Source organism: Rhodococcus sp. NPDC003348 (genome assembly GCF_053589375.1).
In genome coordinates this window covers 52,412-67,330 of sequence record NZ_JBSFRT010000001.1, presented here as the reverse complement: position 1 = coordinate 67,330, position 14,919 = coordinate 52,412, and the positions used below count along the sequence as shown (strand labels likewise).

Sequence of the window (14,919 nt, the reverse complement as noted above, 5' to 3'; positions counted from 1 at the left end):
CGGACATGGTGCGCTACACCCTGCAGCGGCTGCCGTCCGCGCTGATCGTCCTCGCCGTCGGATCGGTGGTGATCTTCACCCTGCTCCGCCTGGTGCCCGGTGATCCGGCCCTCGTGCTTGCCGGCCCGGACGCCTCGCCCGAGGCCCTTGCCGCGTTGCGAAACGATCTGGGCCTGAACGGCTCCCAGATCGCCCAGTACTTCTCGTGGATCGGCGGGATACTCTCCTTCGACCTCGGCAAGTCGCTCATCATCGGCGGCGACATCGGTTCCCTCCTGCTCGATGCGCTGGGCAACACCCTCGTCCTCGCGCTGTCGGCGCTGGTGCTCGCCATCGGCATCGCCTTCACCCTGAGCACCGTGTCGGTGATCGTGGACCGCAAGTGGCTCAATTCGGCGGTGACCGCGTTCGGCACGGTCGCGGTCGCGATCCCGAACTTCGTCACCGGCGCGATTCTCGTGGTGCTCTTCGGTGTGGTGTGGGCGGTGCTGCCCGCCGGCGGCATCCCTCGCAAGGGTTTCCTCGACGACCCGGGCATCTCGGTGCAGTACCTGGTGCTGCCCGCGCTCTGCCTGGCGCTGCCGATCGCGGCCGCGCTCACCCGGTTCCTCACCGAGGGTCTGCGCAGCCAGCTCGCCGAACCGTACGTGACGACCGCACGGGCGCTGGGTATCTCGCGGCGCCGCATCGTCCTCACCCAGGCGCTGCCGAACGCGTTGCCCGCGACGATCACGGTGCTGGGCATCCAGATCGGCCACCTGCTCGGCGGCGCAGTCCTCGTCGAGGCAATCTTCGCCTGGCCCGGTCTCGGACAGCTGATCGAACGCGCGATCTCCAGCCGTGACTACCCGGTGGTCCAGGTGATGCTGCTGTTCTCCGTCGCCCTGTTCGTCGTCATCCAGCTGGTCACCGACCTCGTCAACGCGTGGCTCGATCCGCGAATCCGGCTGGGAGGTCGGGCATGAGCGCAGTCACCGACATCTCCCGCGCCGAGGACGACTCGACCGACGCCGATCGCGACAGCCGGTGGGCGGCCCTGCGCAGTGGACGCGGCCTGGTCGGCGTGATCCTCGTCGGCGTCGTCGTCCTCGCCGGCCTGCTCGCCCCGTTGCTCGCGCCTTACGCACCGGACCAGCAGATTCCCGGCGCCAGCCTCCAGGGACCGAGCGGCGAGCATCTGCTCGGCACCGATTCCGTCGGACGCGACGTGCTCTCCCGAACCCTGTACGGCATCCGGATCGATCTGCTGGTGATCTTCCTCGCGGTGCCGATCGGCGCGGCGATCGGATCCCTGCTCGGCCTCGCCGCGACCCGCTTCGGCTGGCTCGACACCGCGATGCAGCGTTCCTTCGACCTGATCCTGGCGTTTCCGACGATCATCCTGGCGATCGCGCTGACGATGGTGATCGGCCCCGGGGTGTGGACGATCGCGGCCGTGATCGTGCTCGCAGAGGTCCCGGTGTTCGGCCGGCTCACCCGCACCTCCGTGCTCACGGTCAGGCAGGCCCCCTACGTGGAGGCGGCCCGGACGATCGGCGCCGACGAGAACTGGATCCTGCGCCGGCACGTGCTGCCGAACTGCCTGGAGCCGTTGACCGTCCAGCTGGCACTGGCGATGTCGGTGGGCGTGTTCATCGAAGGCGCGATGAGCTTCCTCGGCCTCGGTGTCACCCCGCCGACCCCCTCCCTGGGATCGCTGATCAAAGAGGGCACGCAGAACGCCTACCACTCGCCGGCCTTCGTCGTCGGGCCGCTGGCCGTGGTTCTGGTCCTCGTTCTCGGTCTGCTCCTGATCTCGCAAGCACTGGCCGCCCGGTCGCGCCAGCGGTGATCCCTCCACTGAAAGGCAAGGACCTTCCCGTGACCACAGCACTGCTCACCGTCCGTGGCCTGAACATCGACTTCGGCGGCGCTCGGCCCGCCGTCAAGGACATCTCCCTCGAAGTCGAGCGCGGCGAAATCGTCGCCCTGGTCGGCGAATCCGGCTCCGGCAAGTCGATGACGGCCCGAGCCGTCCTCGGCCTGCTGCCCGAGACCGCGACCGCGGGCGGCTCCATCCTGCTCGACGGCACCGAACTCCTCGGCGCGAGCGAGGTGGAACTCAATCGGGTGCGCGGTACCAAGGTGGCGCTGATCTTCCAGGAACCGCAGAGCGCCCTGAACCCGGTCCGCCGGATCGGATGGCAACTGCGCGAGGCGATCCGCGCGCACCGCACGATCTCCAGAGCCGGCGCGCGGGCCGCGGCGATCGATCTGCTCGAGCAGGTCGAGATCCCGGACCCGGAGCGCCGGGTGGACTACTTCCCGCACCAACTCTCCGGCGGGCAGAAGCAGCGCGTCGCGATCGCGCTCGCGCTGGCCGGCGATCCCGACCTGCTGATCGCCGACGAACCGACGACCGCGCTCGACGTGACCGTGCAGGCGGAGATCCTCGCCCTGCTCGACCGGGTGCGTGCACGCACCGGGATGGGTGTCCTGCTCATCACCCACAACATGGGCGTGGTCGCACAGCACGCCGACCGTGTCGTGGTGTTGCGCGGCGGCGATGTCGTCGAAGCCGACAGCACGCATTCCCTGTTCGACTCCCCGACCCATCCGTACACCCGGGCGCTGCTCGCGGCGGTACCGCGGCTGCCCGAGAACTCGTCACCGATCGTCGCGGCGGCCGCGGGGCCGGCCGGTGGGTCCGTCCCCGCCGGGGACGTCGTGCTCGAGTTCGACCGGGTATCGGTCACCTTTCCCGCAACCCGCGGCAATTCCGCCTTCCCGGCGGTGGATTCGGTCGGTCTGACCGTCCGGCGCGGCGAGGTGCTCGGGCTCGTCGGCGAGTCCGGCTCCGGCAAGACCACCCTGGGCCGGGTGGCCGCCGGTCTGGTGTCGCCCACCGACGGCCGGGTGCTGGTCGAGGGCCAGGATCTGGCCACGGTCGGTCCCCGCCGGCTGCGTGAACTCCGCCGCGACGTGGCGGTCGTCCAGCAGGACCCCGCGACCTCGCTCGATCCCCGACTGTCGATCGCGGCGAGCATCCGCGAACCGCTCGACGTGCACAGAGTCGGCTCCCCCGCCGAGCGCCGCCGCCGAGTCCTCGACCTGCTCGACTCCGTCCGGCTGCCCGCAGCTTTCGCCGGCCGCCTGCCGCACCAGCTCTCGGGAGGTCAGCGCCAGCGGGTCGCCCTTGCGCGGGCCCTGGCCCTGCGTCCGCGTCTGCTGGTCGCGGACGAGCCCACGAGTGCGCTCGACGTCTCCGTCCAGGCCGAGGTCCTCGAACTGTTCGCCGAGATCCAGCGCGACCTCGGCTTCGCGTGCCTGTTCATCAGCCACGACCTCGCGGTCGTGCACCAGGTCGCGGATCGGGTGGCGGTGCTGCGCGCCGGGGCCGTGGTCGAGTCGGGCTCGGTCGAATCCGTCTTCGCCGCCCCGCGTGATCCGTACACCCGCGCGCTGGTCGACGCGGTGCCGGTCCCCGACCCGGCCCGGCGATCCGGCCGCACCGAGGACCGTCGCCCCGTCGCGGTGTGACCGCCCACCCCTCCGGTCTCGTGAAAGGACCCCCTCCGTCGATGACCACCACGAAGGCACCCGACGGCGCCCCCAACGTCGTCGTGATCCTGTTCGACGATCTCGGCTTCGGGCAGTTCGGTTGCTTCGGCTCCGACATCGCCACGCCGAACATCGACCGTCTCGCTCAGGGCGGACTGCGGTACAACCGATTCCACGTGACCGCGCTCTGCTCACCGACTCGCGCCGCACTGCTCACCGGGCGCAACCACCATTCCGTCGGCATGGGATTCCTGTGCGACGTCCCCACCGACGACCCGGGCTACACCGGGAAGATCCCGGACTCGGCCGCCGCGCTGCCGCGGGTGCTCCGGGACGCCGGGTGGAACACCATGGCGGTCGGCAAGTGGCACCTGCTGCCCTCCGGTGAGAGGTCCTCCGCGGGACCATACGACCGCTGGCCGCTCGGGCTCGGATTCGAGCGCTACTACGGCTTTCTGCGCGGCGACGCGAACCACTGGGCGCCGGAACTGGTCCGCGACAACTCCTACGTCGATCCGCCTGCCGGGCCGGACGAGGGCTACCACCTGACCGAGGATCTCACCGACGAGGCGATCCGGATGGTGGTCAACCAGCAGCAGTCCGCACCGGGCAAGCCCTTCTTCCTATACTTCGCGCCGGGCGCCATGCACGCCCCCCATCACGTCGAGAAGTCCTGGGCCGACGCCTATTCCGGTCGCTTCGACCTCGGCTGGGACCGGTGGCGGGAGCAGGTCTTCGAGCGGCAGCTCGCCGAGGGTGTGGTCCCGGCGGGCACCACGCTGACCGAGCGGCCGTCCTGGGTGCCTGCATGGGACGACCTCACCGCCGACGAGCGGCGCCTCTACGCCCGCATGCACGAGGTGTACGCCGGATTCCTCACCCACACCGACGCCCAGATCGGCAGGCTCCTCGACACTCTCGACGATCTCGGAGTCACCGACAACACCCTCATCATGGTGATGTCGGACAACGGGGCGAGCGCGGAGGGCGGCGTCGCGGGCACCTACAACGAGCACCGTTTCACCCACCGCATCCGGGACGACCTCGCCGACAACCTGGACCGGCTCGACGACTGGGGTGGGGTCGACGGGTACCCGCACTACGCATGGGGCTGGGCGTGGGCCGGCAACACCCCGTTCCAGTTGTGGAAGCGGTACACCTGGCTCGGCGGTACCCGTGTTCCCCTGGTCGTGCATTGGCCGCGCGGCATCGCCGAATCCGGTTCGGTACGGAGACAGTTCGCGCATGCGGTCGACATCGCCCCCACTGTGCTGGCGGCGTGCGGGGTCACCGCACCCGAGATCGTGGGCGGCGTGCCACAGCAGCCGGTGGATGGCGCGAGTCTGCTGGCGACATTCACCGATCCGGCCGCCCCGGCGCCCCGGTCCAGCCAGTACTTCGAGATGCTCGGATCCCGCTCCATCGTCGCCGACGGCTGGAAGGCCACAACCAACCACGTGTCCGCCGGGGTCCTGGACGAGGAGCTGCTGATGACCGGCAGCCGCGACTTCGCCGAGGACCGTTGGGCGTTGTTCCGGACGGACGAAGACTTCTCCGAGGCCCACGACGTCGCCGACGAGCATCCCGATGTCGTGCTCGATCTCGAGGCACAGTGGGAGCGCGAGGCCGAGCGGCACGGTGTCCGGCCTCTCGCGGACAACCTGGTCGCGCGCGTCGTCCGGGTCACGCCGCGCGCCTACCCGCCGGGTCCGTCGGTCACTCTGCGTCCGGCAGGCGGCGCGGTGTCCGACGAGGCGCTGCCCCGGCTACACGCCGGCGGCACCCTGCGGGCAACGGTGGAGGTCCCCGAAAACGGCTCCGCTGGTGTGCTGTTCGCGCTCGGTGACCACAACGGCGGGTTCGCCGCCTACGTCATCGACGGGACCGCCTCGCTCACCGTGGCCTCGGCGGGCGGCGAGATCACGGTGACCGCCCCCGAGCAGCTTCCACCGGGCAGTCACGAACTGTCCTGGCAGCTGGAGCCGCGCCCGGACGGCGGCCTGCGCATCGGCTACGCCCTCGACGGCGTGCCGGTGGCTGCCACCGACAGCCCGCACGCCCTGCCACACGCCTGGCAGCACGGGGGCACGTCGATCACCCTCGGCCACGACCGCGGACTCCCGGTCTCGGACCGCTACCGGCCGCCGTTCCCGTGGACCGGAACGCTGCACACGGTCACCGTCGAGACGCCCCGGCCCGCCCCGCTCGACGAGGCGGATCTGCGGATCGCGCTGCAGGTGGAGTAGTCCGCTGTCGGGGTAATGCGCAGCCCGAGTGCCGGTGATTCCGCCCGTGTGGCCGAACCACCGGCACTCGTCAGGCCCGGGACGCGGCGTCGCGGCCGGCCACCCGACCGAACGCGAGGGCGTCGGCGATGTGGAATCCGCCATCCTTGGTCCAGCTGTAGGTCGAGCTCACCTCGCCCGCCGCGTACAGGCCGTCGATGGCGACGCCGCGGGTGTCGACCACGCGGGCCCGGCCGTCGCGACGCGGTCCGCCGTTGCTCCACCCGAGGAGAGGGGTGACGTCGAGGACGTAGAAGGGCGCCTGCGACACCGCCCCGAGGGTCTGCGGATCGCGCCCGAAGTGATCGTCGGAGCCTGCCGCACAGGCCGCGTTGTATTGCGCGACCGTGGCCTCGAGCGTCGCGGCGTCCAGTCCGGCGACCTCGGCCAGCTCGGCGATCGAGTCCGCGCGCCGGATCCAGCCCTTCTCGATCTCCTCGCTGTTGTCCGAACTCCACCGAGTTCCCTTCATGAGCATGTTCCATCCGACCGGCAGGACATCGGGAGTGGGACTCAGCGGGCCGGCGGTGCGCATCTGCTCGTCGAAGATCAGACGGAACGGACGCAGCGGGAACAGTTCGTAGGCACCGTTCCGGAGGATGTGCCCGTGCTTGGGGGCGGCCGTCTCGTCGACGAAGCGGCGGCCGTCCTCGGACACCCACAGGTAGTTGTGCGCGTTCCACAGCGCGAGGTAGTGGCCGAACTCGTCGTCGCCGCGCACACCGGTGATGGTCATCATGTTGCCCATGTGCCACAGGTCGGCGCCGACCGCCTGCGCCATGCGGTGACCGTCACCGGTCGATGCGGGTGAGCCCCACAGCACGTGGTCCTCGACCCGCAGGTAGTCGCGAACCATCGCGGGATCAGCCTGGAATCCGCCGGTGGCCAACACCACCCCGCCGCGTGCACCGATCCGACGCCGCCCCTCGGCGCCCTCGACCTCGACACCGACGACGGCACCGCCGTCGCTGATCAGCTCGACTGCCGCGGTCCCGAATCGGGTCTCGATGCCACGCTCGGCGACCGCACCGCGCAGGAAGTCGTAGAGCAGCACATTGCCCATGCGGCCGCCGACGGTGTCCATGCCCGCGTAACAGTCGCTGCCGTCCAGCTCGAGATACTCCGGCTCCGTGTGATAGTCGGGGCTCAGCGCGACGTCGGCGCCGAGTTCCTCGAGCCATCGCGAGTTCTCGGCGGTCTCGGTGGCCCACGCCGCGACGACGTCGTCGGCCACCGGGAAGGGCGCACTGAGCGAGTTCAGGAAGGTGCGCGCCCGTTCCGGGTCGCGGTTCACCCACCAACCGCCGCCGGAGACTCGCGTGTTCCCGCCCGCGGTGTCCGCGTCACTTCTCGACGACCAGAACGCTCGCTCCCGATTGGTGCGCACCGAGAGCCGCAGCCGAACCCGCCGCCCCCGATCCGACGACGACCACATCGAATTCCTCATCGAAACCCGCAATGCCCACGTTCACCCCTCTCGACCCATGTGATCCACATCACAACCATGATTCGCTGTGATGCAGGCCATTGTCGAGGAGTGGGATGCGGGGAGCGAGAGGCCTCCCACACAACGGGACACCACACGGGCCGCCGGGACGTTGCCAGGCCGGACCAGACCTTCGGCCGGGGTCTCGGCACGCGGGTCGACGGCCACCTGTCCGCGGGTTCGTTGCGCCGGTGGGTCATTCGGCCGAATCGACAGAGCGCTACCGGTCGCGCCGGATCTTGCGAAAGTCCCAGCTGACCACCCGTCGCGGCGTCACCCGCAGCCAGCCGTGCCTGCCGTCGGCGGTGAACTCGTCCCTGCCCTGGTACTTGCGGGCATACCGGCGTTCCGGGTCCGCGAGTTCCACGTTCGGCTCCGTCCCACGTGGGGTCTCACCGACGACATCCACAGTGCCCACGATCTCCACGCCGCGGAGCTCGCCGTACCCCTCGCCGCCGTCGACGACGACGGAGACCCGTGGGTCGCGGCTCAGGTCGGTCCAGCGCCGGCTACGCACCAGCGAGTTGAGCCACAGGTGCGTCCCGTCCCACACGAACCACAGCGGCGTCACGTGGGGCTGGCCGTCGCCGTCGACCGAGGCGACCCGGCAGGTCCGCTCCTCGGCCAGGAAGTCGTCGATCTCGGCCGCGGTCATGGCGATGGCCCGACCGCGACGCTGTGTCCCCAGGCCAACCGGCATCGCAGGCTCCTCTCGATCGTTCGGGTCGCCGGGTCAACCGGGAAGGTTGTCCGGCACCCAGTTCGGTTCACGCTTCTCCATGAAGGCCCGCATGCCTTCTCGAGGCTCCGGCGACGTCTCGAGCGCGGCGTTCATGGTCTGGTAGTCGATCAGACCGTACCGCTCGTTGAGCATCCGCTTGACCTGCACCCGGGCCTCGGGCGCGGTCTGCAGCACCTCGCGGGCGGCGGTGAGCGCCGCCGTGCGCAGATCCTCGTGCGGCACCACGCGGGAGATGACACCGAGCCGCTGCGCCTCGGCGGCGTCGAACCGGCGGGCGGAGAGCAGCAGATCCCGGGCGACCGCCATGCCGACATGGGCGGGCAGCGCGGCCGCGAACGTCGCGTCCGGGATGCCTCGCAGCAGCTCCGGCACCCGGAACGTCGCGCGGTCGCTGGCGACGGCGATGTCGGCCATCATCGCCACCAGCAGCCCGCCCGCCTGGCAGATGCCGTTGACGGCGGCGATCACCGGCGCCCGGCTGTCGCGAATGGTCAGGAACGGCAGGATGTCGTGCCCGAGCCCGTCCGGAAGCCGGTCCCCCGGCTCCGCGCGGCCGCCGAGATCACCGCCGGCCGCGAACACGTCGCCAGTGCCGGTGATGATCAGCGCCGCCAGCTCCGGATCCGAGTTCACCAGGCGGACGGCACGTCTGAGTCCGTAGTACATCGCCGGTGTGAACGCGTTGCGGGCCGCCGGCCGGTCGATGACACACCAGCCGATCGGCCCCTGCCGTTCGAAGCGCAGCCCCGCGGCCCCCAGATCATCTCCCACACTTGACGACACAGCAGGTTCTCCGATTCTGGTCATTCCGTGACCTCCAGGGCGCAAGGCACTAGTCGCATTCGATACCGAACCGACGCCAACCTATTGCCACACAATGTAAATCATGTTCTCTTGGGACACCACAGTCTTCCAACGTCCGTGGCAGCCGCACGACGACCACGGCCAGGCGAACGGATGTCCACGACATGAAATTCTGGTGCGGTACCGCATTCATGAAGACGGCCGAGATGCCCGCAGTGGCAAAGATGCTGGACGAGAACGGCTATCACGGGATGTTGGTCTCGGACCACCTCACGTACCCCCGACAGCTCACCACCCGATATCCGGCAAGCGCGGACGGAAAGCCGTACTGGCAGCCGGATACCGAGTGGCCGGATGCCTGGGTGCTCATCGGCGCCTTGGCCGCGGTGACCGAACGTCTCCGGTTCGGAAACAACGTCTACATCGCCCCCGCCCGACCGCTTCTCGAAGTGGTCAAGCAAGTCGGGACGGCGGCCGAACTGTCCGGGGGACGAGTCTCGATCGGACTGTCCGCCGGGTGGATGCGTGAGGAATTCGACATGATGGGGCAGGAATTCGACAATCGTGGCCGCCGCCTCGACGAGATGATCGAGGCGCTGCGGGCCCTGTGGAAGGGCGGGTGGGTCGCGTGGAAGGGGGAGCACTACGACATCCCCGAGCTGATGATCGAACCACATCCCCCGGCGCCGGTCCCCATTCTGTGCGGCGGAGAGTCCGCTCCCGCACTGCGGCGGGCGGCACGCCACTGCGACGGTTGGGTGGGTACCGCTTACACGCTCGAGGATGCCGAACAGTGGATCGGGCGGATCAATCGGCTCCGCCGCGAGTACGGCCGCTACGGAGAACCTTTCGAGTTCGTCATGGGCCTTCGAGACCGGCCGTCGCCGGACCTGTACCGGCGGGCGGAGGACATCGGTGTCACCTCGGTGATGTGCAACCCGTGGGCGAACTGGGAACTCACCCACTCCGGTGACCACGACCACCTCAGGGCACCCGCCGAGCGGTACCGTGCCCCGATCGAAAAGTTCGCGGACGAGATCCTGTCGGTCTGTGGGTAACCCGGCACGGCGGGGTCTCGAGCTCACCGAGACCCCGCCCCTCGGCGCCCCGAGCGGTCACCGGAGCGCGATCTCCAACAATGCGTCTGAGACGGCACGCGGCTCGGTGATCATCAGATCGTGTCCCGTGTCGATCTCCCACAACCTGCCTTCGCGCCGAGCCTTGGCAACCAGGTTCGCATCACGCGTCGGCACGGTGGAGCTGCACACGATGTGCGACTGCGGAAGACCCCACACCGCTGCCTCGTTCGCGAGTTCGAGTGGCTGCTCGAAACAGCTCCAGGGGTGCGGCGTGAGGCGGTCCGCCATCCAGGCCAGAGTGTCGGGATCGGTTATTCCGTAGAACATTCCGGCCTCGGCGAATGGATGGAGTACCAACTCCACCCCGTTGACGACCCGGCTGTCGAACCTGGCCGCCGCCATGATCTCCCCTGCGACGTCGACCAGTGACTGTCCGTTGACCGGTGTCGCCGCGTCCAGGTACACGAGGTGACCAACCCGGTCCACGGCCCTGTCGGCAGCACCGGTGATGACCATACCCCCGTAACTGTGCCCCACCAGGATCACCTCGTGCAGGTCCTCGTAGTGCAGGACGGCGCCCACGTCCCGGATGTGGGTGTCCAGATCGACACCGGGTTCCAGAAGATGCGCACGCTCTCCGAGACCGGTCAGAGTCGGAGTGTGCACCTCGTGTCCCGCGGCCCGCAGGATTCGCGCGACCCGCTGATAGCACCACCCACCGTGACCCCCGCCGTGCACCAGCACGTACGTTGCCATGTCGGTCAGCTCTTGACCGCGGTCAGCCGGGCGATGTTGGCGCGGAAGTCCTCGGTCTGGAAGGACTGGTCCTCGGCGGCGTTCGCGTAGTCGAGCGATGCCAGGACGGCGCGTTCGATGTGCAGATTCAGCATCCGCTTGGTCGCCTCGACCGCCTGCTGCGGTTGAGTGGCGATCTTCTCGGCGCAAGCGAGCGCCTCGGCGAACGGGTCGGCGACGACGTGATTGGCCAGTCCCAGTTCCCGGGCCCGCTCCGCGGGGATGCGCACGCCGGTCAGGGCGAATTCCTTCGCGAGGAGCAGGCTGATCTGCAGCGGCCAGGTGAGCGGTCCGCCGTCGGCGGCGACCAGACCGACCTGCACATGCGGATCGGCCAGGTAGGCCTTGTCCGACATGTACACGATGTCGCTGAGCGCGACGAGACTGCAGCCCAGCCCGACCGCGGGCCCGTTGACCGCCGCGATCACCGGAATCCGGCACCGCGCCATGCCGAGCACGATGTCGCGGCCGTGTGCGATGGTCTTGGCCCTCAGGTCCGGATCCTCCGCCAGTTCGGCGAGGTACGCGAAGTCGCCGCCGGCGGAGAACGCCTTGCCGCTGCCGGTCAGCACCGCGGCACGCGCCCCGCGGTCCGCGCTCAGCTGCGGCCACAGCCGCGCCAGGCCGCTGTGCAGTTCGTCGTTGACGGCGTTGAGCGCGTCGGGCCGGTTCAGCGTGATGATCCGGAGCGAGCCCTCGGCGCGGACGTCGACTTCTGCGGGCATGTCGTACATGTCAGACTCCCAATCCGAGGATGCGTGAGGCGATGATGTTCTTCTGGATCTGCGAGGTCCCGCCCATGACGGACTGCGCGCGGCTGTAGAGGTAGGAGCCGAGCATCTCCTCGTCCCGGGTGCCGCCCACGGTCAGCGCCGCGTGCCCAACCGACTGGTCCACCCACGTCATGAGCAGCTTGTCGAGCGAACCCTCCGACCCGTGGGTGACCCCGTCGAGCTGTTCGGACAGGCGCCGGCGCACGTGCAGCCGGAGCATCTCCGATTGCACCGCGGCCCAGGCCAGTTCCTCCGGAACCCTGCCGTCGACCCGGGCCGCGAGCTGCCGGACCAGCTTGCCGTAGCGGGCGGCGTAGCCAAGGGTGGACGGCTCGCGTTCGTGCCCGACGACGGTCATCGCCAGCTTCCAGCCGTCACCGGGCGCGCCGACCATCTGATCGGCGGGCACCCGGGCACCGTCGAACAGGACCTGGCCGAACTCCTTGGTGACACCGCTGATCATCTTCAGTGGCCGCTGCTCGATGCCGGGCTGGTTCATCGGGACGATGAACCCGGAGATCCCCTTGTGCCGCGGCGCATCCGGGTCCGTGCGTGCCAGCAGCAGACACCAGTCCGCGACATCGGAGTAGCTGGTCCAGATCTTGTGGCCGTTGATGACGTAGTCATCGCCGTCACGGGTGGCGGTCGTGGTCAGCGAGGCCAGATCGGAGCCGGCGCCGGGCTCGGAGAAGCCCTGGCACCAGCGTTCGGTTCCGTTGATCATGCCGGGCAGGAACCGGGCGGCCAGGTCCTTGCTGCCGTGGTGGCCGAGACCGGTGACGAGGTAGCCGAGGCTCGGTCGCGGCGGCGCCCCGGCGATCGCGAGTTCCTCGTCGAGGATCACGTCGTAGACGGGCGGAAGCTCCTGTCCGCCGTACTCCTTGGGCCACGACAGTCCGAAGAACCCGGCGCCGTACAGCGCCTGGTGCCACTCCCCCTGCCGCGCCCAGTACTCGTCCCCGGAAGTCGGGAACTTCTTTGCGTTGTCGGTCAGCCAGGCGCGCAACCGTTCCCGGAATGCGGCTTCGTCCGGCGAGTCACGAAAGTCCAAGGTCGATCTCCTCCAGGCTCACAGGGAACAGTTCGGTGGACGTCAGCGCCCGCCGCAGGTAGACGTGTTCGAGGCACTCCCAGGTGTTGCCGATGCCGCCGTGCACCTGAATGGCGCTCTCGCACACCGTGCGAGCGGCCCGGGCGGAGTAGAGCTTCGCGATCCGCGCGGCGCGCACCGCCTCGGCCGGCGGCAATTCGTCGACGGCCCAGGCCGCGTGCCGCAGCACACTCACCGATCCCTCGATCAGGGCCTCGCTCTCGGCGAGCAGGTGGGCCACCGCCTGGTACGACCCGATCGTCTTGCCGTACTGCTCACGCACCTTCACGTAGTCGCAGGCCGTCGCCTGCGCACCGCGGGACGTGCCGACCAGGTCGGCACAGGTGGCCACGAGGGCGAGCGCGTACCACCGCTGTCCGTCGTCCTCGGACACCTCCCCGAGGCGTTCGGACGGCACGGCGAGTTCGGCGAACTGTCGGGTCAGGTCGGCGGCGGGGGCCACCGCGCCGACTCCGGCGGAGGTGACGACGTTGTCCCGCAACGTGACCACGCTGTCGAGACCGCGAGCGTCGAAGGCCTCGCCGTTCACCCCGATCGCCCGCGACTGCTGACCGTCGGCAACGTGCCGGTAGAGGTCGTCGGCGAGGACGGGACCGAGGAACGGCACGTCGATCAGGCCGCGGCCGAACTCCTCGGCCACGATCGCAACCTCCACGCCGGAGGCTCCGTCGGAGCGGAGGGACCGCCAGCCGGTGGTGTCGACCGTCTTCTCCAGCCGGGCGATCCTCGCCGCGTCGTCCAGATCCAGGACCGATCCCGGTCCGAGGTCGTCGGCCAGTTTGGCGGCCGCGTCACGCAGCTGCCGTTGTTCACTCGTCAGACGTACGTCCATGGCGCTCCTTGAGTTCTCGGCGCAGCACCTTGCCCGAAGGCAGGCGCGGGATTTCGGGCACTATCGCGATGCGGCTCAGCCGCTTGTAGGTGGCCAGCCGTTCGCCGGCGTACGCGATCAGCTCGGCCTCGTCGATGGCCCCGGCCGTCTCGACCGCGGCGACGATGGCCTCCCCGCTGACCGGATCAGGTACGCCGAACACTGCACAGTCCACGACGGCGGGATGACCGTGCAGGACGGCCTCGATCTCGGCCGGGGCAACCTGAAAACCCTTGACCTTGATCATTTCCTTGAGCCGGTCGGTGATCCGCAGCCAGCCGTCGGCGTCGAGATAGCCGACGTCGCCGGTCCGGTACCAGCCGTCGACGAACGCGTCGGCGGTCGCCTCGTCCGGCAGGTACCCGACCATCAGCGACTCGGACCGGGTCTGGATCTCGCCGATCTCGCCGGGGCCGACGGGCTGCCCGGATTCGAGGGACGCCACCCGGACCTCGACACCCGGCACGGGGCGGCCGACGCTGTCGAGTCTGGCGCCCTCGACGGGATTGCACGCGATGACCGGCAGTTCGCTGGCGCCGTAGGCCGGCATCCAGCCGACCCCGGTTCGCTGCGTGACCTGCTCGGCGACGCTCGGCGTGACCGGTGTTGCGCCCCACATGATGTAGCGCAGCGACGACAGGTCGTACGACTCGAGGTCCGGATGCGAGGCGATCGCCAGCGCGATGGGCGCGACGGCCATCTCCACCGTGATCCGGTCGGCCTCGATGTGATGCAGCATCCGGTCGAGGTCGAATCGCCGGTGCAGCCGGAGCCACGCCCCGCAGTCCAGCGCGGTCGCGATGTTCAGCAGGCCGAGGATGTGCGAGGGCGGCGTGACGATCTGCATCCGGTCCTTCGACGACAGGTCGAGCGCCTCCCGCCAGTGCCCGACCGCGGCGGCGAACGAGCCGAAGGTGTGCCGGACCGCCTTCGGCATCCCGGTGGTACCGGAACTGAAGACCAGGACGGCGTCCGCGTTCGGGTCGGGCTGCGGGAACGATCCGTGCTCGGGGACGATCGGTTCGTCGAGGTGCAGCATGGGGGCGAGCTCGCCGAGGACGGGGTTGTCCCCCACCGCGTAGGTGGGTTGCGAGACGGCCAGGGCGTGCTCGACCTCGTTGCGTTTCCAGGCCGGGCTGATCAGCACCACCGCGGCGCCGAGCCGCCAGATCGCCCGCACGGCCACCACGAACTCCGGCCGATTCGAGGACATCAGTGCGACCCGGTCGCCTGCGCGTACACCGCCGCGGGTCATCGTCGCGGCCAGTCCGTCGGCCAGCGCGTCGAGGTCGGCGAGCGTGTACTCCCGGTCCTCGAACGCGAGCACCGTCGGTCCCGTTTCCGCATCGTCCGGCCGAACCGCCACCGAGGCGTCGCCCGCGTTGTTCGAATTCGACATTGAGAAGATCCTATCTCGTCAGAGAGAATAGTAT

12 protein-coding genes and 1 pseudogene are annotated in these 14,919 nt (G+C 69.5%); 5 read left to right on the top strand and 8 right to left on the bottom strand.

Annotated elements, in window-relative coordinates; translation table 11 throughout:
- Window positions 1–5 precede the first annotated feature (5 nt).
- The 4 genes from ACWDU4_RS00345 to ACWDU4_RS00330 are packed head-to-tail and all read left to right on the top strand — an operon-like array spanning window position 6 to window position 5,786.
- Complete coding sequence (locus ACWDU4_RS00345; protein WP_450111847.1) at window positions 6–965, top strand: ABC transporter permease; 960 nt, start codon at window positions 6–8, stop codon at window positions 963–965.
- Window positions 962–1,831, top strand: coding sequence for an ABC transporter permease (locus ACWDU4_RS00340; RefSeq protein WP_450111846.1), 870 nt, complete (start codon window positions 962–964; stop codon window positions 1,829–1,831). The genes ACWDU4_RS00345 and ACWDU4_RS00340 overlap by 4 nt, the downstream gene beginning before the upstream one ends.
- Window positions 1,832–1,860: 29 nt before the next feature.
- A complete protein-coding gene (locus ACWDU4_RS00335) occupies window positions 1,861–3,519 on the top strand; it encodes an ABC transporter ATP-binding protein (RefSeq protein WP_450111845.1) in 1,659 nt (552 codons plus the stop codon).
- A gap of 41 nt (window positions 3,520–3,560) precedes the next feature.
- On the top strand, window positions 3,561–5,786 hold the full coding sequence (locus ACWDU4_RS00330; RefSeq protein ID WP_450111844.1) for an arylsulfatase: 2,226 nt from the start codon (window positions 3,561–3,563) through the stop codon (window positions 5,784–5,786).
- A gap of 70 nt (window positions 5,787–5,856) precedes the next feature.
- On the opposite strand, the pseudogene ACWDU4_RS00325 reads toward ACWDU4_RS00330, so the two are convergent.
- From ACWDU4_RS00325 to ACWDU4_RS00315, 3 genes and pseudogenes are all read right to left on the bottom strand, one after another.
- Window positions 5,857–7,291 (bottom strand): annotated as a pseudogene (locus tag ACWDU4_RS00325) (FAD-dependent oxidoreductase).
- A gap of 240 nt (window positions 7,292–7,531) precedes the next feature.
- Complete coding sequence (locus ACWDU4_RS00320; RefSeq protein WP_450111843.1) at window positions 7,532–8,011, bottom strand: pyridoxamine 5'-phosphate oxidase family protein; 480 nt, start codon at window positions 8,009–8,011, stop codon at window positions 7,532–7,534.
- Window positions 8,012–8,044: 33 nt separating this feature from the next.
- Window positions 8,045–8,824, bottom strand: a complete 780-nt coding sequence (locus ACWDU4_RS00315; protein ID WP_450111842.1) for an enoyl-CoA hydratase/isomerase family protein — start codon at window positions 8,822–8,824, stop codon at window positions 8,045–8,047.
- A 197-nt stretch (window positions 8,825–9,021) separates the two neighbouring features.
- On the opposite strand from ACWDU4_RS00315, the gene ACWDU4_RS00310 reads away from it, so the two are divergent.
- Window positions 9,022–9,915: a TIGR03619 family F420-dependent LLM class oxidoreductase gene (locus tag ACWDU4_RS00310; protein WP_450111841.1), complete on the top strand. Its 894-nt coding sequence runs from the start codon at window positions 9,022–9,024 to the stop codon at window positions 9,913–9,915.
- A 57-nt stretch (window positions 9,916–9,972) separates the two neighbouring features.
- Here ACWDU4_RS00310 and ACWDU4_RS00305 read toward each other — a convergent pair whose 3' ends face one another.
- The 5 genes from ACWDU4_RS00305 to ACWDU4_RS00285 are packed head-to-tail and all read right to left on the bottom strand — an operon-like array spanning window position 9,973 to window position 14,885.
- Window positions 9,973–10,692: an alpha/beta fold hydrolase gene (locus ACWDU4_RS00305; RefSeq protein WP_450111840.1), complete on the bottom strand. Its 720-nt coding sequence runs from the start codon at window positions 10,690–10,692 to the stop codon at window positions 9,973–9,975.
- A gap of 5 nt (window positions 10,693–10,697) precedes the next feature.
- Window positions 10,698–11,465, bottom strand: coding sequence for an enoyl-CoA hydratase/isomerase family protein (locus ACWDU4_RS00300; RefSeq protein WP_450111839.1), 768 nt, complete (start codon window positions 11,463–11,465; stop codon window positions 10,698–10,700).
- A 1-nt stretch (window position 11,466) separates the two neighbouring features.
- On the bottom strand, window positions 11,467–12,555 hold the full coding sequence (locus ACWDU4_RS00295) for an acyl-CoA dehydrogenase family protein (protein WP_450111838.1): 1,089 nt from the start codon (window positions 12,553–12,555) through the stop codon (window positions 11,467–11,469).
- A complete protein-coding gene (locus ACWDU4_RS00290) occupies window positions 12,542–13,447 on the bottom strand; it encodes an acyl-CoA dehydrogenase family protein (RefSeq protein ID WP_450111837.1) in 906 nt (301 codons plus the stop codon). Before ACWDU4_RS00290 ends, ACWDU4_RS00295 begins: the two co-directional genes overlap by 14 nt.
- Window positions 13,425–14,885 carry a class I adenylate-forming enzyme family protein gene (locus ACWDU4_RS00285; RefSeq protein WP_450111836.1) on the bottom strand — a complete coding sequence of 487 codons (1,461 nt, stop codon included), beginning with the start codon at window positions 14,883–14,885 and terminating at the stop codon, window positions 13,425–13,427. The genes ACWDU4_RS00290 and ACWDU4_RS00285 overlap by 23 nt, the downstream gene beginning before the upstream one ends.
- Window positions 14,886–14,919 lie beyond the last annotated feature (34 nt).

Coding starts and splice junctions, on each gene's coding strand:
- ACWDU4_RS00285 (WP_450111836.1), bottom strand. CDS start 14,885: ATGTCGAATTCGAACAACGCGGGCGACGCCTCGGTGGCGGTTCGGCCG.
- ACWDU4_RS00330 (WP_450111844.1), top strand. CDS start 3,561: ATGACCACCACGAAGGCACCCGACGGCGCCCCCAACGTCGTCGTGATC.
- ACWDU4_RS00340 (WP_450111846.1), top strand. CDS start 962: ATGAGCGCAGTCACCGACATCTCCCGCGCCGAGGACGACTCGACCGAC.
- ACWDU4_RS00290 (WP_450111837.1), bottom strand. CDS start 13,447: ATGGACGTACGTCTGACGAGTGAACAACGGCAGCTGCGTGACGCGGCC.
- ACWDU4_RS00305 (WP_450111840.1), bottom strand. CDS start 10,692: ATGGCAACGTACGTGCTGGTGCACGGCGGGGGTCACGGTGGGTGGTGC.
- ACWDU4_RS00320 (WP_450111843.1), bottom strand. CDS start 8,011: ATGCCGGTTGGCCTGGGGACACAGCGTCGCGGTCGGGCCATCGCCATG.
- ACWDU4_RS00300 (WP_450111839.1), bottom strand. CDS start 11,465: ATGTACGACATGCCCGCAGAAGTCGACGTCCGCGCCGAGGGCTCGCTC.
- ACWDU4_RS00345 (WP_450111847.1), top strand. CDS start 6: ATGGTGCGCTACACCCTGCAGCGGCTGCCGTCCGCGCTGATCGTCCTC.
- ACWDU4_RS00310 (WP_450111841.1), top strand. CDS start 9,022: ATGAAATTCTGGTGCGGTACCGCATTCATGAAGACGGCCGAGATGCCC.